Raw genomic sequence first — 20,069 nt, 5'->3', positions numbered from 1 at the left:
GATCCTGCTCGGCCTGTCGCGCATCATGACCACGTACGGCGGCGGCATTCTGGCGTGGTCGGAGGAGGGCGACATCAACGCTGGCCGCGGCTCCAAGACGACGGTGCTCTATACGCCGCCCAAGCGCGTCTACGACGACTACGGCAACGTCACGGTGTCGCCGCAGGCGCCCTCATCTGGCGCCGGCATCGCCACACTCAATCCGCTTGCCGGCATCCCGCCAGGGAACATCGACCTGATCGCACCGATCGGCACCATCGACGCCGGCGAGGCAGGCATCCGCGTGTCCGGCAACGTCAACCTCGCGGCGCTGCAGATCCTCAACGCGGCGAATATCCAGGTGCAGGGCACGTCATCGGGCATCCCGACCGTGCAGGCGCCGAACATCTCTGCTGCGCTTTCGGCGTCGAATGCGACGGCAGCCACGCAGCAGACCGCATTGCCGGCGCCAGTCAGCGGCAACAGCCAGCCATCGGTGATTATCGTCGAGTTTCTCGGCTTTGGCGGTGGGGCGGCTAGTCCGGATACTATCGAGGAAGATGAACGCAGCCGACGACGGGATGACCGGCACTCTCAAAATCCTACGAGTCCAGTACAAGTGATCGGTGCAGGAACTCTTGAGCAAAACGCCATCAGCCAACTCACCCCAGACGAGAGGAAGCGACTGGTTCAGTAGGCAACTGGCTATCACCCAGTTCACGAGATAGAAATAGAGCGTTTTCGAGAAGTGGACATCGGTTCGCGTGAAGAAAACGCGTCATAACAAGAGTCCAAAGCTTCGGTTCTGATTCCATCAGAACCGAAAATGCTTTAGAGCCAGGGCTCTCGCTCCAAACCTCGGTATTCGTCAGCACATACCGAGGCTTTGTATCATGCGGCGGGCCGTGCTTCGTCCGGACGCAACGTCAACACGCGGACGCCGTCATGAGTGACAGCAACCGTGTGCTCGAACTGTGCGGAGAGCTTCCCGTCCACTGTGACAACGGTCCATCCGTCCTGTTCGGTTCGAACCGTCCTGCGCCCTTGGTTCAGCATGGGCTCGATCGTGAAGACCATGCCCTCTCGCAGCGTCAGGCCGGTCCCCGGCTTTCCGAAATGCAGCACTTGCGGTGCTTCGTGCATCTCGCGCCCGATGCCATGACCGCAGTATTCTTGCACGACCGAATAGCCGTTCCGCTTTGCGTGCCGCTCGATGGCGTAGCCGATGTCGCCAAGCTTTGCGCCCGGGCGAACGGCGCGGATGCCCTTCCACATGGCCTCATAGGTGGTGCGAACGAGCCGCCTTGCCGTGGGCGCCACATTCCCGATGAGGAATGTCTTGCTGGAATCGGCGATATAGCCCTGCTTCTCGAGCGTGATGTCAAAATTGACGATATCGCCGTCCTGCAAGACCTCGTTCCTCGACGGCACGCCGTGGCAGACGACCTCGTTCCTCGAACTGTTCAGCACGAAGCCGTAGCCATACTGGCCCTTGCTGGCGGGCCGCGCGCCGAACTGATCGACGATGAGTGCCTCGACGAGGTCGTTGACCTGCAGGGTGCTCAATCCGGCGAGGGGCTGCCTATCCAGATGCGCGAACACCGACGCAAGCAGACGCCCCGACTCCGCCAGTAGCTCAACCTCGGCCGGCGTCTTCGTCATGCGGTCGCAGCCGCGAGATCAAGGGCGTCGACGCCCGCCTCCTTCAGCTCACGCGCCACAAGCTCTTGGAAGGTGAGGCCAGGGTTCAGTTCGCAGAGCATGCCGATCTTGATCCAGAACGCCGCCTGGGCGTTGATCGACCGATAGGACGCCTTGCTGGCCCGCCGCAGCTGCTCGTGCAGCTCATCCTCGATATTGACGATACCCACTGAGCGCTCCAAAATATACGATTCGTATATGTTTTATATACGCGGGCTTGGGGCGCGGCAAGTGGTCCGCAGGCGGCCGAGTTGCGCGCCGGATGCGATGCCCGAGCGTCGCAGCCGGACGTTGGCGCCGGCGCCAATGCCGATCGAGCCGGCGCACAGTCGGCGGCGCTGGCGCGCTCCAGGATACAATTTCGGAGAAAAGCGTAGGAGCACCCGACACGGTTCGAACGTGCGAGACCTGCACGAACAGAAAGAAATCGTTCAGATCCAGCATAGGTCACCGTCGTCCAACCATCGGGACGCTGGGTTCGGATTTCGATGACTTTTGGGCCGATCGTCGGGTGCGTACCTCCCACTCGACACGTTGATCCGGGCGGCCATGCGAATGCGCCGCGCGGGCATCCAATAGTCCACCGGCCTCTGTTCAGATTCTCCCAGACCGCACGAAGGCCGCATATCGGGCTTCGCCCCGCTCTGGAAGCCGCATTGGACAAACCAGGAGAACGCAATGACCAATCGCGCCTACGAACCACTGACCGCTGAGAACGCCGCCCTCGTTCTGGTCGACCATCAGATCGGGCTGATGACCGGGGTCCGGGATATCTCGACCGGGGAGCTGGGCCACGCTCGTCGGCCAGATCGCCGGCGCCATGCGCAAGTGAGCGATCGATCAATCCCGAACAACCGAGGACATCGACAATGACCAATCGGAGCGATATCCCCGTCGAAGAGAGGGACGCCGACCGTGGACGAAGCGGCCTGTCACGCAGGAATTTCATCGCAGCTTCCACGGGCCTTGCGGGAAGCATCGTTGCGGACCGTGCGGCGGCCGACTCCCTTGCCGACGTGCCGCCCCGCGAGGTTGGCGCCGACCTCGGCGGGCACAGCGAGCGATCGAAATACGTCAATATCTCCCGCATTCCCGAAGCCGGTCCAGGCAAGCGCAACGTCGATCCAAGCGATGCGATCAATTCGAAGACGCCGATCGACAAGCTCTTCGGCAGCATCACGCCATCGGATCTGCACTACGAGCGAAGCCATTCCGGTGTGCCCGATCTCGATCCGGTCAAACACCGGCTGCTGGTGCATGGCATGGTGCGGAAGCCGTTGGTCTTCAAGGTCGATGACCTCAAGGCGATGCCACAGGTGTCGCGCGTGGTTTTCATTGAATGCACCGGCAATGGCTGGGAGAACTGGAAGAAGGCTGACGAGAACCTCACCGTCCAGAACACGCACGGTCTCGTCAGCACCAACGAATGGACCGGCGTCCCGCTGAAATTCCTGGTCGAACTTGTTGAAAAGGACCGCGGCTCCAACTGGATGCTCGCCGAGGGCGGCGACGCCGCGGGAGTCGCACGCAGCATCCCGCTCACCGACGAAATCCTGAACGCGGCGTTCGTGGCTTATGGGCAGAACGGCGAGCCGCTGCGGCCCGCGCACGGCTTTCCGATGCGGCTGATAATGCCGGGCTTCGAGGGCAACCTGAACATCAAGTGGCTGCGCCGGTTGAAGTTCGGCGACCGGCCCTGGATGACGCGTTGGGAAACGGCGCGCTACACGCAGCTTCGGGCCGACGGCAAAGCCACCCAATTTCAGCTCCGCATGGAAACCAACTCGGTGATCACATCGCCCTCCGGGACGATGGTGATCAAGCCCGGCTACCAGCGGATCACCGGGCTCGCCTGGAGTGGTCACGGCAAGATCGCCAAGGTCGAGATTTCGACCGATGGCGCCAAGAGCTGGAAGGAAGCGCAGCTAAATCTGCCGGCATTGCCGAAGGCGCAAACGCGCTTTCAGATGGATTGGACCTGGGACGGTAAGCCGACCAAGATTGTCAGCCGTTCGACCGACGATAAGGGCAATGTCCAGCCCGACCGCAAATCCTTCATCGCCGCGATCGGGACCAACGCACTTTTTCACTACAGCGCGCAGCAGCCCTGGAGCATCGACGAGACCGGGAGGGTTCGAAATGTCCTCGACTAGCAAGGCATTCCTCACTGGCGCGATCGCGCTCGCGCTTGGTTCTCCCGTACTTGCATATGATTTCGGCCGTCCCGCGACACCCGACGAGATAGCGCAATGGGATATCGACGTCAGGCCGGATGGCAAGGGACTGCCACCGGGCAGCGGTACGGCAGCGCGAGGAAAGCAGGTCTTCGCCGACAACTGCGCGGCTTGCCATGGCGACAACGGCGTTGGCGGCATCAAGGACCGCCTCGTCGGAGGGCAGGGCACGTTGGCTTCGGACGCACCGGTGAAGACCGTGGGCAGCTTTTGGCCCTACGCCACCACGCTCTTCGATTACATTCACAGAGCGATGCCTTATCAGGCGCCGGGTTCGCTTGATAGCGATGATACCTATGCCGTCGCGGCCTATATCCTTCACTTGAACGGCATTCTGCCTGCCGACGGCAAGCTCGATCGCGACACCCTACCAAAGATCAAGATGCCGAACCGCGATGGTTTCGTTCCGGAGCCGGAGTTCGATCCGGCCAAGCTGTTCAGGAAGAAGTGAGAATGGGCTTCTTAAGGACTGTCGTCTTCGTGCTGATCGCAACGACTTGGTTATCAGGAGAGCATGCAATGTCCGCTGATGGATTGATCACGCTGCACAGCAGCTTTGGCCCGGAAGAAACGATGCACCGGTTTGAGACTGAGGTCCGAGCCAGGGGCATGACGGTATTCAGCCATATCGACCATGCCGCTGGCGCTGCCACGGTCGGCTTGCCGCTGCGGCCGACAAATCTTCTGATCTTCGGCGCGGCGAAGGCCGGCACTCCGCTGATGCAATCGGTGCAGACGATCGGCATCGACCTGCCGTTGAAGGCGCTGGTCTGGCAGGACGAGGATGGCAAGACTTTCCTTTCCTACAATGATCCCGCCTATATCACGCGTCGGCATGGTATCGGCGAAGCCGCCAGGCCTGTCATCGAAGCGATGTCGGGCGCGCTGAAGGAGATGGCAGCAAAGTCGACAACGGCTCCTTGAGATCAGCGGGAGCCAACGGTGAGGCGCCGCCATTCTGCGGATGTCTGCGCAGGCGGCGTCGGCACGGACAAGCGCGGCTCAATAAGAATCATTACACGCGTAACCAGTTAGGAAGAAACGTACAGGGATTTGACTTTTGTCGGGTCTTGGCCTCCGCCATCATCCGCACGCGTCATGGTTAGGCGACGCTGATATCGGGATGAATGTGATGTCGCAAGTCGGTTTCGAGGAAGCTTTACGTCGCGTGGGCATGGAGGTCCGCGGAGGAAATCTGATCGAGGTCCCATGGTCAAACGTTGCAGACGGAGAGTCCGTTGGCAACGTAGCGTGGGCCGGACGGGATATGGCAATCTTCGTGGTCGACTGCGCAGACTCGAAAATCGTCGAGCTGGAGACGTTGGCAAGGAAGGACGTTATCGTCTGTAGTGCTGTGCTCAATCAGGACGGAGCCTGGACGGACTTCGCCGTCGGCGACAGTCGTTTCGACGCGAAAGGCGCAGATATGACGATGGTCTTCGTGCCGCAACACGAGCGCTTCAAGTTTGTAACGAGTGTTTCGCGAGGTCTCAAGGCGGTTACTGTCGTCGTCGACATGATGTCCATGATGAAAGCTCGTGGCCTTCCTGCTGCGGCATTGCCGAAATCGCTCCTGCGCACGATCCGGGGGCGGGAGATCGCGATGGAGACGCTTGTCCCCGGCTATTTTGGCGAGATCGCAAGGGACGTTGCTGCCCGACGGGCCATGTTTCCGTCTCTCGCTACGCTCTATTATGAGGGCAAGACGTTTGAATTGGTTTTCGCTCTGTTGAGCGGGCTCTCCCGACGCGACGCTTTCCGCGCCGGCGGCGGTGTCTTCGATTCGGGCATTCTTGACCGGCTGGGCTTGGTGAAGCAAATCATCGACCGGGCGCCGCATCGCATTTTGGACGTAGATGCTCTCGCGCGCGTCGCCGCCATGAACAGAACCAAGCTCCGATCCGCCTTCAAGCAGGTCTATGGCACAACACTATCGGGCTATCGCACAGTACTCATGCTGCAACGAGCCGATCGGGCTCTCAAACAAGCAGGAGCCAGCGTTAAGCACGCGGCCCGCCACGCGGGCTACGCTACGACGTCCAGTTTCATCATCGCTTATAAGCGGCAATACGGAGTTCGCCCAGGAATCGTCCTGCGAGATTGAATACTGTGTCGAGAGCGAAAGGCTGCGGCGCTAACGATCCATCCTGCGATCTTCGATATCGCCTCCGGTATTCTTTCGGATGTTGCATGTATCACAACCGAGAGTTCGAAAATATGGTGCAGAACGTTATCGGGCAATCCGAGCAGGCGGTGCATGATCTCGAGGGTCAAATGCAGGGCCGGGTCACCGCGCGCGGGGACGAATATTACGAGAACGCCCGAAAGGTGTGGAACGGCGCGGTGGATCACTATCCGGTCGCGATTGCCTTCTGCGAAAGCGCGGAAGACGTCCAGGCAGCCGTGCGAACAGCGCGTGCCCATAACTTGCCAGTATCGGTTCGTAGCCGTGGACACGACGCTGCCGGGCGTTCGGTCCGGTCGGACGCGCTCGTCATCGACCTCTCTCTGATGGACCACGTCCAGATCGACGATCAAGTCGCGACCGTTGCCGGCGGCGCCACCGCCGCCAAAGTTATCGCCGCCGCTGCCGCGCGCAATCTCATGGCCGTGACGGGCTGGAATGGTGTGCCGGGAATGACTGGACTGACGACCGTCGGCGGTTATGGCCCTCTGATTGCAAGCCACGGTCTGGCGTTGGATAGCTTGACTGGCGCCGAACTTGTTCTTGCCGACGGGCAACGGCTCACCGTCGACCGGGACAAAAACCCGGATCTGCTTTGGGCCCTTAAAGGCGGCGGAGGCAATTTCGGCGTAGTCACGTCGATGAAAGTTCGCTTGCACCCCGCTCGCCAGGTTCTGGGCGGCATGATTTTGTTTCCATGGGGAGAAGCAGAGACAGTGCTGGCCCGGTATGGCAAGGCAATAGGATCTGCCAGCAACAATCTCTCCGTCGTTATCGGAATCATTTCCCTACCGGACGGCAGCCCGGCTCTATTCCTGGCGCCAGCGTGGACCGGCGAGATATCCGACGGCGAAATCGCGATGGAGGTCCTGAAGCGCTGCGGTAAGCCCATGCACGTGCAGATCGCGTCAATGGGCTATCAGGACTTGATTCAGGGCTTTGATGCGCGTGTGGCGAATGACAAGCACTATGCGCTCGAGACCCGTTGGATACCGGCACTCAATCCAGAGGCGATGTCTTCTTTGATTGAAGGTGGCGCCAGTCGAACGTCGCCATTCTCGACCATCATCCTTCAGCATTTCCGTGGCCTGCCCACGCAATTTCCCCCGGACAGCACCGCCTTTGGACTGCGACGTGAACATGTCATGGTTGAGATCGTATCCTGTTGGGATCCCACTGCTGGCGACAACGGCTCCGTCCACAAACGCTGGGCACGCGATTTTTCTCAGACATTGGCTCCCATGTCGTTGCCGGGCGGCTATCCCAACCTCCTGGGACCGCATGCTCAGGACCAAATCGCTCAGGCTTACGGGAACAACATCACGAGACTTCAGGCCGTGAAGCGTCGTTTCGACCCGGATGGCTTCTTCTCAGCCACGCCTCTCCCCCGCTGAAGCGAGTTGTCGGGCTCACACTGGGTGTTCGCGATCGAGCACTCGAACAACGGAGACTATGCGATGACGGTGCAGAACTTTGCGGAGACAGGCGCGGCGAGCCCTCATGGCGCGACACTTCCGGTTCTCACCCTCAAGCAACTTGACGCAGATCCACATGGAGTCTTTCGCCAGTACCGCAAGGATCACCCTGTCGTGCTGCACGAGACCGGCGGATATTTCGTCCTGCGTTTTTCCGATGTCGAGCGCCTGGGCAGGGATCCGCGAGTCGGCTCAAGCGGAACGAGCTTTCCCAAGTCGTTGGGCATCAGCAGCGGTGCGATATTCGATCTCTTCGAATACAGCATGATCACAGCCGATGGCGAAGTCCATCGGCGGCGGCGCGCACCATTGTCGCGGCCATTCGCCGTCCGTACGATCAACGAGATGCGGCAAAGCATCCGCCGCACAGCGGACGACCTCATCAACGGCTGGTACAGAGATGGCGAGGTGGACTTCATCGGCGAGTTTGCGGCCAAACTGCCTGCCCGCATCATTGCCGATCTCTTGGGGCTTCCGCGCGAGGACATTCCGGAATTTACGCTGCTGGTCTATGAGGTGACGAAGATCTTCAGTTTCGGACTGTACCTGGACGAGATCGGAAAGATCGAGAAAGCCGCGCAGCGGCTGCATGATTACGTGGAAATGGCTCTTGATCAACATCGCCGCAGACCACGCGAAGATTTCCTGTCGTCGTTCCTGACTGCGGCCGCCGAAGCAGACGAATTGTCGCCGCAAGAGATACTCTACCAGATAATGCCGCTAATCATCGGCGGCACCGACACGACCAGGGTCGCGCTCGCAACGCAACTTGCGCTTCTGCTCCAGCATCGCGAGCAGTGGGCGGCGGTCTGTGATGAGCCTTCATTGGTTCCGGCCGCGGTCACGGAAGCGATGCGCTTCGAGCCTACCGGCGCGTCGACGGTGAGAGTCACACGCGAGAATGTTGACGTCGACGGGACCGTTATACCCGCCGACCAGCTTGTCACGCTTTCTATGATGTCGGCGATGCGCGACGAAGCCACCTACCACCGTCCGCACATATTTGACATTCGTCGCGCCGACCAGCCGCGCGTGCATCCGATCTTTGGATTTGGCGCACACCGGTGCATCGGCGAGGCGCTCGCACGCGCCGAACTGGAGGAAGGCCTGGGCGCGATTGCCGCCCGAATACCGCAGCTTCACCTGGATACGCCACTGGAGATCAAGGGCCATATGGGAGTTCGTCGCATCGATGCTGCCATGCGAGTCTTCTGGAAGCCATGACATCGCGCGGCGCAGGGCTCCTCGACATTGTTCCGGAAGCCAAGCGGCATCGCCTGCGCTCGCCTGAGGATTGATGGCCGATGGTTCTGGGAACGGGCTATCGCGGCACGATCGAGCAACTGGATGCGGCGCAGCGAGAGAGGGTACGAAAACACTGCTTCGATTATATCCGCGTCCACGGTGTGGCATGTTCACGCGGGGTGCGGCCTTGCAGCAACTGCTATCGGGAACGGGCCTCGAACTCACTTATACCGGCGAACGCGCCTTCACCTTGACGCCGATCCGGACAGCGGCAAGATCGAACCTGATTGTCTGATTAGCCTGACAACCGCGTCGCGAATGAGCCGACCGTCGATCCGCTACTTCCGCAAAGTCAAGAGCCTCCCCTATCTTAGTCCCCGAAATAAGGTTGTCGTAACGTCATATCTTGCACGGTCCCGGCCGAATCAAATTGGTCATGCGCTATCTTGCGGCGATGCTCGTGCCGTCAACGCATTGTAATAAATGCCCGCTAGTGTCTTCTCGTGTGACATTTCCATGAACAGAGATCCCGCTTATGCCGGCGGCACTTTATCGGCCGCGGCCTATAGGCGCGCGGTTGTGGCAAAGCGTGCTTGTTGGACTGAGCTTGCTTCTCTTTGCGAGGTCGGCCGATGCCACAACAATGGGGGCCATCCGCTTCGACATTCCGGCGCAGTCGCTTGCCACCGCACTTGATGCCTATGGCGCCGCCACGGGGCTTGAGGTGTTTTACGATGGCGCACTCGCCGCCGGGCAGTATGCTCGCCCGGTCCATGGGCTGTTCACGCCGGAGGCCGCGCTGCGGCAGCTCCTTATCGGCAGCGGCTTGGAGGCAAGGGCGACCGGCCAGGGTAGCTTCACGCTGGTCGCGCCGGCGCGGGTCCGTGCGGCCGATCCAGCGGTCCGGTCATATTTTGGGCTGCTCCAGAGTGAAGTGTCGCGTGCACTTTGTGGTCGCGCCGAGACCCGGCCCCGCGACGTTGATCTGCTGCTCAGGATCTGGATCGCAGCATCGGGCACGATCGAGCGCGCCCAGCTTTTCGACATCGCAACAGGAGCGCCTGACACCGCCGATGTGGGTGGCGTCCTGCGCGGGCTGTCGCTGGGGACCCCGCCGGCGGATATGCCGCAGCCGGTCGCGGTCGCGATTCTCGCGCGTGATAGGGGCCGGCCGACCGGTTGCCCCCATACCGCAATGGCTCCCCGGTAACACGATAGATCGCGCATGAGCTCTTCCAATCGCGATCTGTTGCGGCGGTTCTTCGTGCTCGGCTACCATGATCTGCGGGCGCAACTGACACGCAGGCTCGGGTCCGCCGAGCTTGCAAACGATGTGCTGCACGACACCTGGCTGCGTATCGATCGCGCCACGCCCGTTGGCGAACTGCGCAGCCCACGGCGTTATCTGCTGCAGATGGCCTTTCATGCGGCGCTGGCCCACTGGCGGGATGACAAAGATCTGGTCACGCTGTCGGATGCGAAAGAGGCCATCGGATTGGTGGATGAGGCGCCGGATCCCGAACGCGCCGCGGCGGCCCGATCGGAGGCGGAAACGTTGGCGGGGGCCCTGGCCGAATTGACGCCGCGCAGGCGCGAGATATTGCTTGCCTCGCGGCTGGACGGCGTCCAGCTGCGCGATATCGCCGCTCGGCTCGGCATTTCCCAGCGGCTCGTTGAAATCGAATTGAGGCATGCGCTCGCCCATTGCGCGTTGCGCCTGGACCGTAAGCTGATTCAAAGATTCGGTCCGAAGCCCCTCAAGGACTCTGAGGGGTAGGGCAGACCATGAATCGATATCGACGAGCCGTTGGTAGGAAGCGACGAGACGCATGAAGGGCAGTGACGAGCCGGCGGCATCGCTCAGCGCGGTCGATTGCGAGGCCCAGGATTGGGTGTTGCGCTTTGCCACCGGCAACGCCCGCCAAGCCGATCTCGAGGCGTTCAAGCGCTGGGCGGCGGACGATCCCATGCGCGCCGATGCGTTCGCCCGTGCATGCAGCGTGTGGGACGGGGTTAAGCCCGCCGGCGCCATGTTGCCGGCCCGGCGCCACGATCGTCGCATCGCGCCGGGACCATGGTTGGCGCGGCGCGCCGTCCTTGGCGGGGCTCTCGCTGCGTCCGCGGCATCCGCGGCCTTCCTGGTCGTTCGTCCTCCGCTTGGCCTATGGCCATCGCTTTCCGAACTTGCTGCTGACTACCGGACAGCCGTCGGCGAACGCCGCGATATCGCGCTTCCAGGCGGCTCATCGATCCACCTGAACACCCGAACCGCCGTCGCGCTGCGCGCCATCGATGGCAAAGCCGAACGCATTGAACTTATTGCGGGTGAGGCGGCTGTCGCGGCGCGGGACGCGCATCGCGTCGAGGTGATTGCAGGGGGAACGCGAGCGGTCGCGACGGATGCAACATTCAACATCCGCTACGAGGGGGCGGCGGTCTGCACCACCTGCATTGCAGGCGAAATCGAGGTCGGGGTGGATGGGCAGATTGTCCGCCTCGGCGCAGGACAACAGGTCATCTATTCCGCGGACCGATTGGGCGCCGTAACCTCGATCGATCCGGTGGTCGTGACGGCGTGGAAAGAAGGCGTGCTGGTGTTCCACGGCACGCCGTTATCGGAAGCCGTTGATGAGATCAACCGCTACCGGCCCGGCCGGATCATCGTCACCAGCACGGCGTTGGGCCGCCGCCTGTTCAACGCTCGATTCCAGATCGCGAATATCGATGGCGTCGTCGGTCAGATACAGCAGATATTTGGCGCCACGGTGACAAGATTGCCAGGTGGCATTGTCTTGCTGGGGTGAATGGAGGTGACACCGGTGCCGGCCGAGCGAATGCGCGGTGGTCGGCGCTGAATTTTTTTCGGTTCTGAGACGCGTCGGGACTCTCAGTAAGGACTGCGGTCTCGGCGAGAGGCTGCGGTCCTCTCCGTCTGTCGCGCCCTGAAAGAAGTTCATATGTCGCCTCGACCCCGTAGCCGAAACATCCGCCGCTCCGAGACACCATCTGTCGGGGCGCATCGCGTCAATGAAGGTCTTGGCGCGCGATGGAATAGTTCGCGCGCGTCCCGTCGCCTGTTGTTGACGGGGGCTAGCGTATTGGCGGTGATGGTGGCCGGTGTTCACGGTGCAGTTGCGCGGCCCCTCGGCAATTTCGCTACAGCGACGTCCCCAGTCGGGGTTGCCAGCGATGCAGCGACCGCCGCTGCGCAGAAGTCCATGGAACTCTCCAAGCAGAGCCAGGACGCGCTCACGCGCGCAACGCGGGCCATCCAGGCGCTGCAAGCCGTGCAGGAAAGCGCGCGCGCTGCCGCCGCGGCCGCGCGAAGTTCGAGCACGTTGCCTGGAGCGGTCGTGCCGAATGGGCTGGCGCCGGGCGGCCTTCAAGTCGCGCCTGGCGCGGCGGCAGGCGCGAATTTGTGGAGGGGGGCCGATCTGCCGACCCAGTCGGCGAGCGGTGGCCAGACCACGGTCACGATCAACCAGACCGCGTCGCAGGCGATCCTCAACTGGCAGATTTTCAACGTCGGTGCACAAACCACCGTCAACTTCAACCAGCAGTCCAGCGCCTGGACCGCGCTCAACCGTGTGGTCGGCAATCTCGGCCCCAGCCAGATCCTCGGTCACATCAATGCGCCCGGCCAGGTGCTGGTGATCAACCAGAACGGAATCATTTTCGGGGGCGGGAGCCAGATCAACGTCGGATCGCTGATCGCGGCGACTGCCGACATTATCGATCAGCAGTTTCTCAACACCGGAATCTATTCGACGCAGAGTGGCGCGCGATATCTGCCGAGCTTCAGCGGAGCTGGTGGCAAGATCGTCGTCGAGGCGGGAGCTCTGATTGCCACCAGCGCGCCGACATCGGTGACGTCGGGCGGCGGCTTCGTGGCGCTGCTCGGCACCGCAGTCGAGAACGCGGGCTCGATCACGACCCCGAAGGGGCAGGCTCTGCTCGCGGCGGGCGACGACTTCATCCTGCGACCTGGTTACGGCACGAGTGCCAACCAAGTCTCCACCACGCGCGGCAATGAGGTCGCGCCGGTGATCCGTGTGGGAAGCGCAAGCGGTGCGGTCAGCAACACCGGCCTGATGTTCGCCCAGCAGGGCGATATCACGCTCGCCGGCCACACGATCGACCAGAATGGCATCCTTATGTCGACCACGTCGGTCGACCAACGCGGCACCATTCATCTGCTCAATTCAGCTTCCGACAGCAGTGGCAGAGTGACCCTCGGCGGTGGCAGTCTCACCACGGTGTCGCTCGAGCTCGACTCCACGAAAACGGCGCTGAACTCGCAGCGCGATGCCCTGATCGCCGACTCCGCCAAGCAGAACACCGCGCGCGCGGCGTTAACTCTCGGCCAGTTCGACAATCTTTCCATGCTCGCAGACCGTGAGGACCTGTCGCGTGTCGAGATCGTCACTGGCGGCCTGGTCGACTTTCGCAATGGATCGGTGACAATGGCCGCGGGCGGTCAGGTTGCGGTCTCCGCCGGCAAGCGGGCGTTCGCCGAGACGGGTGCTGTCATCGACGTTTCCGGTGCACGGGACGTCGTCCTTCCGATGTCCGACAACTCCGTGAAGGTCAACGTCCAGGGCAACGAATTGCGCGATTCGCCGCAGAACCGCGACAATGGCGCGCTCCTCAACCAGGACGTCTGGATCGATGCGCGTAAGCTTGCGCTGGTGCCGGCCGGCACCGGCGGATACGCCTCCGACCGCTACTACACCCCGGGCGGCCTCCTTGAAGTCGGCGGCTATCTCAACAACACCGCGCACAAGATCGGCGAATGGACCGCGGTTGGCGGCACGATCACCCTGGCCGCGCCGGAGGTGGTCGCGCAGCGCGGCTCCGTCTTCAACATCTCCGGCGGCTCGGTCCGCTATGAGGGCGGTTACATCCGCACCACGAACTTCCTCGGACCGGACGGCCGCCTCTACAACATCAACGATGCCCGCGCCGACATGACCTTCTACGGTCTCGGCGCTGGCTTCATCCGCAAGCATGAGCACTGGAAGAGCGACCGCTGGGACGTCACCGAGGTCTGGACCAGCCCGTTCGGCAAGGACCGCGAGAGTGTGGGCTGGGAGGACGGCTACACCGTCGGTCGCGATGCCGGCGGCCTGATCCTGTCGACCCCGACATCGGTGTTCGAAGGGACGATTCTCGCCGACGTGATCGAAGGTCAGCGGCAGACCGGCGTGCGGCCCACCGCGGTCGCCGATGGCTACAAGCTCCCGCAAGACACCGCACCGCTTGCCGGAAGGCTCATGCTCGGCGGCTATGATGCGCGCGGGCTTGTCAATGCATCCGTCACGAACGTCAAGTTCGGGAACGTCGCCCCGATCGCTGACAGTATCGATCGCTCTGGCGCGCTTCCACTCGATCGCGCCAACACGGGCCTGTTCGACGTGGGGCTGGTCAACGGCGCCGGCCTCGGTGGGCTCAGCGTTGCCGCAAAACAGTCGATCGTCACCGACGCGCCGTTGACTTTCGCGTCCGGTGGACAAGTGACGTTCGTCGCGCCGGTCGTGGACATCAATGCCGATGTGACCACGCGCGCCGGCAGCGTCACCATCACCAATATTCTCAGGCCGGACGCCGCCGTGCTTACGCCGATCGTGCTGACCACGTCCGACGGTGCCGCACAGCTCACGCTGCATGCCGGCGCAACCATCGACACGCGCGGGCTGTGGATCAATGGGGCGAACCCGCCGAGCGATCTTTCCGGCCTCGCCTTCATCAATGGAGGCAGCGTCAGCTTCAATTCCACCCAAGGCGCGACGATTGCCGCCGGCAGCACCATCGATGTTTCCTCCGGTGGCGCTATCCTGCCAAACGGCAAGACCACGGGAGGCAAGGGTGGGAGCGTCACCCTGGTCGCCGATGATCGTTCGGCGGGCGGTCCAAGCGTCGGCGGGCGCCTGGTTCTTGACGGGCGGATCAACGGCTACGGCGCAAGCGGCGGCGGCAAGCTCGTGATCGGGAGCGGTCCGTCGATCGTGATCGGCGGCAAAGCGCTCGCCAATGACGGCGTGCTGGGCGTCGGCGAAAGGGCGCCGATCCCGCTGTTGCTGGCTGAAGAGATCATCATCCCGGCCGGCGGGCGGATTCCGTTCAACTACGATGAGACCCTTACCAGACTAGCGCCGGGCGATTACGCACCCTTGCCGCTGAAGGTAGACGCAAGCCAACAGAAGCCGCTCAAGGTGGGGCCCGATGGCTGGGTCGTCCCGGTCGATACCAATTTCTACGATATTAACGGTACAAACTACCGCGCCGGTACGCCCGTTGCGCCTGGCGCGCTGATCTACCCTGGCGACGGCATCAAGCTGCCGGCGGGTTTCACCTTCACGGCCCGCGAGTTTCCCGATGGCATTCCGCTGGCGCCGACCCGCGTCACGTTTGCGGCCGGTGATGTGGCCACAATGCAGTTGCGCTTTGCCGTCGGCACCACAATTCCCGTCGGCACCGTGGCCGAGCGGACCTTCGCTGTCGCCGCTGTGACCGAGCTCGGCACCGGTTTGTTCCAGACGGGATTTTCGAGCTACGACATCAATGGCCATCAGGGATTGCTGATTGTCGATCGCGCCGTCATCGATGTCAGCATGCCCGTGTATCGTTTTGGCGCGGCGGCGTGGAGCGCGCCGACCGGCTCCGATCCGGCGTCGGCCCTGGAGCTTTGGGTTCCTCCGGTCATCCAGGATGATCCGTCCAAGCGTCAGATCGCGTGGCGGGCCGGTGCCGACCTGACACTTCAGTCGAACCTCGATCTGAACAAGGGCACGATCGTCATCGGACGGGATGCGAACATCACCGTCGATCCACGGCGTGCGATTGCGCTGCAGAGCCCGGGCCAGATCACCGTCGATGGACGGCTGACCGCGGCCGGCGGCCGCATCGATGTGATCCAGATGAACACCGCGAGCAGCGGCTTCGCCAATCCCACACTGGGTGCGCGGTCGATTTGGCTCGGCGAGACGGCGGTCCTCGACGTGGCGGGACGCAGTGCGGTGGGGATCGACTCCAGCGGCATGCGATATGGATTCGCGGACGCGGGCGGCAGCATCATGCTCGGCGCCATCACGGGCAAGGGCGACGGCGGAATCGCGTATGCCGGCAACAGCTTCGTCATCACGCGCCCGGGCGCGCGCCTGGATGCCTCCGGCACGAGCATCGTGATCGATGTGCCCAATACGGGGTTGAGCGCTTCGGGCGCAGCGCAGTCTCTCACCCTGGCCACGTCAGGTGGCAGCATCGGGATCAACACGTTCAGCGGCTTCTATCTGGACGGCGAGATGATCGCCAAGGCCGGCAGCGAGGGCGCGGCTGGCGGCACGCTCAGCCTGGCGCTGGTCACGCCCCGTTATGCTGACCCCGTCGATCAGCCGGCCCCCAACGAAGTGCGACGCCTTCGCATCCTCGAGGTCGGCGCGCAAGCGGGCGCGAGCGGCCTTGCGAGCGACCTTGTTCCAGGCGCCAGGGATTCGGCGCTGCTTTTCGGACACGGGCGGATCGGCGCTGACCAGGTTGTCGCCGGCGGTTTTGCCAATCTCAGCCTTTATGCTGACACCATCGCTTTCGACGGCGATGTGCGGCTCGCTGTGCCGCAGAGCATGAAGATCTCGGGCAATCTTGTTGCGAAGAATGGGAACGAGCGGGTCGAACTCGCCGCGCCCTATGTCACCTTCGGCGCGGTGGCCAATGTCGCCCTCAGTGGTGCGTTTGAGCCGCGCCCCTGCAGCATTATCGGCAAGATCGGGGCCGGTCTGGGCACGGCGCCGAGCAGCGAGCCGGCGAAATCCGGCACGGCGCAACTGACGATCACGGCTGATCTCGTCGACCTTGCCGCCAAATCCGAACCGCTCAATATCGCTGTGACGCAGACGGGCGGCGTGGCGCCCGTCGTCACCAATATCGCCGGATTTGATCGGGTCACCGTGGTCAGCCGGGGCGACATACGGCTGATCGGCGACAGCTATGGCAGCCACACGCTCGAACTTGATGCCGCGCAGATCTACCCGGTAAGCAACGCGAAGATTATTCTGGCAGCGACCGACCTCGTCCGCTTCGGCCGCACCACGGCGGATACGCCGTCCGTCCCGTTCTCGGCGTTCGGCAGGCTGACGGTCTTTGCCCCGGCTATCGAACAGGGCGGCGTGCTGCGCGCGCCGCTCGGCACAATCGTGCTCGGCGGCGTTCTCGCCGGCCAGTCGGTCGTACCGGACATTAAGCGACTCGATCTCCTGCCGGGCAGCATCACCTCGATCAGCGGCGCCGGATTGACCATGCCCTATGGCGGGACCGTCGATGGCATCGTCTATCGCTACGATGGTGCCGAGGTCGCAACCGCCTATAACGGAGTGGACGTGTTCGGTCAGTTGACCGGCGGTATCCGCCTGTCCGGACCTGCTGTCTCGGTCGCAGCCGGCGCGGTGGTCGATCTGTCCGGCGGAGGCGATCTGCGCGGCGCAGGATTCATCAGCGGTCGCGGCGGCTCGGTCGATGCGCTCCTGAACCCGCTGCGCGCTGCCAATCCGGGCAACAGCTACAGCAGTCTGAGCAGCCAGGTGTTTGCGATCGTGCCGAATGCGACCGCAGAATACGCGCCTGCGGTGCCGGCGAGCCAGGGCAGCGCGCCAATGATCGGCCAGCGCATCACGATCGGCGGCGGCGTGCCCGGCCTTGCGGCAGGCACTTACACGCTGATGCCGGCATCTTTCGCGCTGCTGCCCGGCGCATTCCGCGTCGAACTCGGCGCGACAGCGCAGTTTGGCCAGAGCACCGCTGCCTTGGCGAACGGCTCTTATGCGGTCACGGCCTATGGCAGCGTCGCCAACACAGCGATCCGCAACAGCCTGCCCAACCTCGCCATCATCACGCCCGGCGCGGTGGTGCGCAGCTATTCGCAATACAACGAGCAAGGCTACGCGAGCTTCATGCTGGCCGCGGCCGCGCGTAACGGCCAGCCTCGGCCGAGCCTGCCGGTCGACGCCGGCGTGCTGCAGCTTGTCCTCGCACCTGACGCGTCGGCGGCCCGGATGGCGTTGTCCTTTGCCGGACAGGCTCTGTTCACGCCGGGCAACGGCGGCTATGGCGGCACACTGAGTCTTGACCTCGATAAGTACGCCCCCGGGGCCAACCCCGGCCTGATCGAAATTCTCGGTGCGGACACTGCGCCGACCGCAGGCTTCGTGTCGGTGCGTGCGGCCGATCTCAATGCGATCGGCGCCGCCAGGTTGTCGATCGGCGGTGGCCAGCGACTCGATCTCGATAGCGGCCGTGTCGCCACCTACAGCTTCAACAAATCCGTGGTGGTGCGCAGCGGAGCGGTGCTGCGTGCGCCGGACGTCTTCATCGCGGCCGGTGATGGCGGAATCCGCATCGAGGATGGTGCGCGCATCGACACGATCGGCGCGGGTCCTTCCATCGTGATGCCGCCCTCCGACGGCTTTTCTTATTCAACCGCCGGCAACATGATCGTCGTCTCCAACGGACGGATCGATGTGCAGCAAGTTATCGATGGACGCACGCTCGGCGGCATCACCATCGGCGCCGCCACGATCGCCACCGAAGGGACCCTCGGCTTCGCTGTCGAGCGCGGCACGCTGTCGATTGCCGATAATATGCGTTTCGGCGCGCGCTATCTCTCGCTCACCACGCCGAGCCTGAATATCGGCGACGAGGGTGCGATCGCCGCGGCGCGCGCCGCTGGCGTGCTGCCCGACGGCCTCGTGCTCAACCAGACTGTGCTGGGGCGCCTGCTCGCAGGCAACGCGCTTCTGGGCGCGCCCAAGTTGGAAGGGTTGGTGCTTTCGGCGCTCGCGTCGGTCAACTTCTACGGAGCCGTGAACTTCTCCACGATCGACTTCGCGACCGGGCGCTCGAGCCTGCGCCCGCTGGTCCTCAACACGCCGGCGATCTATGGCCTCGGGTCAGCCACCGAGAGTGCGACCCTGACGACCGGGACCTTGATCTGGAACGGCATCAGCGATGGCGTAAGGCGCGCGAATAACGCCGCACCGCGCAGCGTCCCGCCCGGCGCCGTGATCGCGGGCGGGGCCGGCACTGGCCACGGCACGTTCAATATCGTCGCCGATCAGGTGGTGTTGGGCTATGCCGATGGAACCCAGCCGGACAGCCAGCTCACGCTGGACCGCCTGATGCTCGGCTTCTCCACCGTCAACATCACCGCGCATACGCAGGTGACCGCGAACAATCGCAACACGTTGTCGGTCTATGAAAGCCAGGGTGCCTACCAGCCCGGTGTCGGTTATGCCTACAGCGGCGGCAACCTGAACCTGATGACGCCACTGCTCACCGGTGGGTCCGGCTCGGTGAACCATATCACGGCGGGTGGCGCGCTCCGCGTCGTCGCCTCCGGCGACGTCGCCACGGCGCCGGCCACGACGTTCGGCGCCGAGATCGGCCTGAAGGGAGCGACGGTTGCGATTGCAACCTCTGTTGCGCTGCCCAGCGGCAAGCTCACCGTCTCTGCCGACGGCGACATTACCTTGACCGACGCCGCGCGTCTGGACCTGGCGGGACGGTCCGAGACCCTGATCGATGCCGTCCGCTACAGTTGGGGCGGTGACGTCAGTCTCGAGAGCGCGCACGGGAATATCACGCAAGCTGCCGGATCGGTGATCGACCTCTCCGCGGTCAATAACCGCGCCAGGACGTTGTCGGTGACGGCGCTGGATGCCTCTGCTGGCCATGTCGGCCTGGCCGGCACGATCCGCGGCGGAAGCTCCGGGCATTTCGACGCGGGCGGCACCAAGGTGCCGTTCAGCGCCGGCGGCATCGACGTGCGCGCGCAGGCGCTGGACGATTTCGCGGCCCTCAACCGGCGGCTCACCGCCAGCGGCGTGGTTGGGTCGCGCAACTTCCAGCTCAAGCAGGGCGATCTCGTTGTCGGCGACGAACTCGTCGCCAACAGCGTCAGCCTGTCGGTGGATGGCGGAAGACTCATCGTCAACGGGCGCATCGATGCGAGTGGTGAGCAGGTCGGCACCATCCGGCTCGCGGCGCGCGACGGGCTATTGCTCGGATCAGGCGCCGTGCTTGATGCGCATGGCAGCGTGCTGCGCGTCGACAGCTATGGCAAGCCGATCGATGCGCCCAACCGGGCCGTGGTCGAGCTCACGACGACACAGGGGCGGCTTCAGCTTGCGCCGGGCGCAACGATCGACGTGCGCTCCGCCAACGCCGTCGCGCGCGGCACGGTGGAACTGAACGCGCCGCGGC

At 63.4% G+C, this 20,069-nt stretch carries 14 protein-coding genes; 12 read left to right on the top strand and 2 right to left on the bottom strand.

The genetic code is table 11. From position 1 onward, the window contains the following. On the top strand, positions 1-676 hold a 676-nt coding region (locus CWO89_RS22105), incomplete at its 5' end, for a filamentous hemagglutinin family protein (RefSeq protein ID WP_130580858.1). Between the two features lie 194 nt (positions 677-870). On the opposite strand, the gene map is transcribed toward CWO89_RS22105, so the two are convergent. Both map and CWO89_RS22095 read right to left on the bottom strand, forming a co-directional pair. Then, positions 871-1,641: a type I methionyl aminopeptidase gene (gene map / locus CWO89_RS22100; protein WP_130580857.1), complete on the bottom strand. Its 771-nt coding sequence runs from the start codon at positions 1,639-1,641 to the stop codon at positions 871-873. After that, positions 1,638-1,850 (bottom strand): ParD-like family protein, encoded by a 213-nt coding sequence (locus CWO89_RS22095; RefSeq protein WP_130580856.1) that lies wholly within the window; start codon positions 1,848-1,850, stop codon positions 1,638-1,640. Before CWO89_RS22095 ends, map begins: the two co-directional genes overlap by 4 nt. 508 nt (positions 1,851-2,358) lie before the next feature. Here CWO89_RS22095 and CWO89_RS47020 point away from each other — a divergent pair. From CWO89_RS47020 to CWO89_RS22040, 11 genes are all read left to right on the top strand, one after another. Further along, entirely contained in the window at positions 2,359-2,553 is a 195-nt protein-coding gene (locus CWO89_RS47020) for a hypothetical protein (RefSeq protein WP_207234536.1), read from the top strand. Continuing rightward, the gene (gene soxC / locus CWO89_RS22085; RefSeq protein WP_130580855.1) at positions 2,550-3,833 is read left to right on the top strand and encodes a sulfite dehydrogenase; all 1,284 of its coding nucleotides are present in this window, start codon (positions 2,550-2,552) and stop codon (positions 3,831-3,833) included. Before CWO89_RS47020 ends, soxC begins: the two co-directional genes overlap by 4 nt. Then, positions 3,820-4,365 carry a c-type cytochrome gene (locus CWO89_RS22080; RefSeq protein WP_130580854.1) on the top strand — a complete coding sequence of 182 codons (546 nt, stop codon included), beginning with the start codon at positions 3,820-3,822 and terminating at the stop codon, positions 4,363-4,365. The genes soxC and CWO89_RS22080 overlap by 14 nt, the downstream gene beginning before the upstream one ends. Before the next feature lie 68 nt (positions 4,366-4,433). Continuing rightward, positions 4,434-4,838 carry a DUF302 domain-containing protein gene (locus tag CWO89_RS22075; protein WP_207234535.1) on the top strand — a complete coding sequence of 135 codons (405 nt, stop codon included), beginning with the start codon at positions 4,434-4,436 and terminating at the stop codon, positions 4,836-4,838. A 199-nt stretch (positions 4,839-5,037) separates the two neighbouring features. Further along, positions 5,038-6,018 (top strand): helix-turn-helix transcriptional regulator, encoded by a 981-nt coding sequence (locus tag CWO89_RS22070; RefSeq protein ID WP_130580852.1) that lies wholly within the window; start codon positions 5,038-5,040, stop codon positions 6,016-6,018. An 86-nt stretch (positions 6,019-6,104) separates the two neighbouring features. Continuing rightward, entirely contained in the window at positions 6,105-7,493 is a 1,389-nt protein-coding gene (locus tag CWO89_RS22065) for an FAD-binding oxidoreductase (RefSeq protein WP_130580860.1), read from the top strand. A gap of 63 nt (positions 7,494-7,556) precedes the next feature. Continuing rightward, on the top strand, positions 7,557-8,798 hold the full coding sequence (locus CWO89_RS22060) for a cytochrome P450 (RefSeq protein ID WP_130580859.1): 1,242 nt from the start codon (positions 7,557-7,559) through the stop codon (positions 8,796-8,798). Between the two features lie 664 nt (positions 8,799-9,462). Continuing rightward, positions 9,463-10,029, top strand: coding sequence for an STN domain-containing protein (locus tag CWO89_RS22055; RefSeq protein ID WP_130580851.1), 567 nt, complete (start codon positions 9,463-9,465; stop codon positions 10,027-10,029). Between the two features lie 15 nt (positions 10,030-10,044). Continuing rightward, a complete protein-coding gene (locus CWO89_RS22050) occupies positions 10,045-10,596 on the top strand; it encodes an RNA polymerase sigma factor (RefSeq protein ID WP_130580850.1) in 552 nt (183 codons plus the stop codon). Positions 10,597-10,648: 52 nt separating this feature from the next. Further along, on the top strand, positions 10,649-11,623 hold the full coding sequence (locus CWO89_RS22045; RefSeq protein ID WP_130580849.1) for a FecR family protein: 975 nt from the start codon (positions 10,649-10,651) through the stop codon (positions 11,621-11,623). 414 nt (positions 11,624-12,037) lie between these two features. Next, the coding region (locus CWO89_RS22040) for a two-partner secretion domain-containing protein (RefSeq protein WP_165421279.1) at positions 12,038-20,069 on the top strand (8,032 nt) is incomplete at its 3' end.

Origin of the sequence: Bradyrhizobium sp. Leo170 (genome assembly GCF_004296405.1) — a bacterium.
In the GTDB taxonomy this organism is placed as follows: domain Bacteria; phylum Pseudomonadota; class Alphaproteobacteria; order Rhizobiales; family Xanthobacteraceae; genus Bradyrhizobium.
This window is presented reverse-complemented; position numbering and strand designations above follow the sequence as displayed.

Coding starts and splice junctions, on each gene's coding strand:
- map (WP_130580857.1), bottom strand. CDS start 1,641: ATGACGAAGACGCCGGCCGAGGTTGAGCTACTGGCGGAGTCGGGGCGT.
- CWO89_RS47020 (WP_207234536.1), top strand. CDS start 2,359: ATGACCAATCGCGCCTACGAACCACTGACCGCTGAGAACGCCGCCCTC.
- soxC (WP_130580855.1), top strand. CDS start 2,550: ATGACCAATCGGAGCGATATCCCCGTCGAAGAGAGGGACGCCGACCGT.
- CWO89_RS22080 (WP_130580854.1), top strand. CDS start 3,820: ATGTCCTCGACTAGCAAGGCATTCCTCACTGGCGCGATCGCGCTCGCG.
- CWO89_RS22075 (WP_207234535.1), top strand. CDS start 4,434: ATGTCCGCTGATGGATTGATCACGCTGCACAGCAGCTTTGGCCCGGAA.
- CWO89_RS22070 (WP_130580852.1), top strand. CDS start 5,038: ATGAATGTGATGTCGCAAGTCGGTTTCGAGGAAGCTTTACGTCGCGTG.
- CWO89_RS22065 (WP_130580860.1), top strand. CDS start 6,105: ATGTATCACAACCGAGAGTTCGAAAATATGGTGCAGAACGTTATCGGG.
- CWO89_RS22060 (WP_130580859.1), top strand. CDS start 7,557: ATGACGGTGCAGAACTTTGCGGAGACAGGCGCGGCGAGCCCTCATGGC.
- CWO89_RS22055 (WP_130580851.1), top strand. CDS start 9,463: ATGGGGGCCATCCGCTTCGACATTCCGGCGCAGTCGCTTGCCACCGCA.
- CWO89_RS22050 (WP_130580850.1), top strand. CDS start 10,045: ATGAGCTCTTCCAATCGCGATCTGTTGCGGCGGTTCTTCGTGCTCGGC.
- CWO89_RS22045 (WP_130580849.1), top strand. CDS start 10,649: ATGAAGGGCAGTGACGAGCCGGCGGCATCGCTCAGCGCGGTCGATTGC.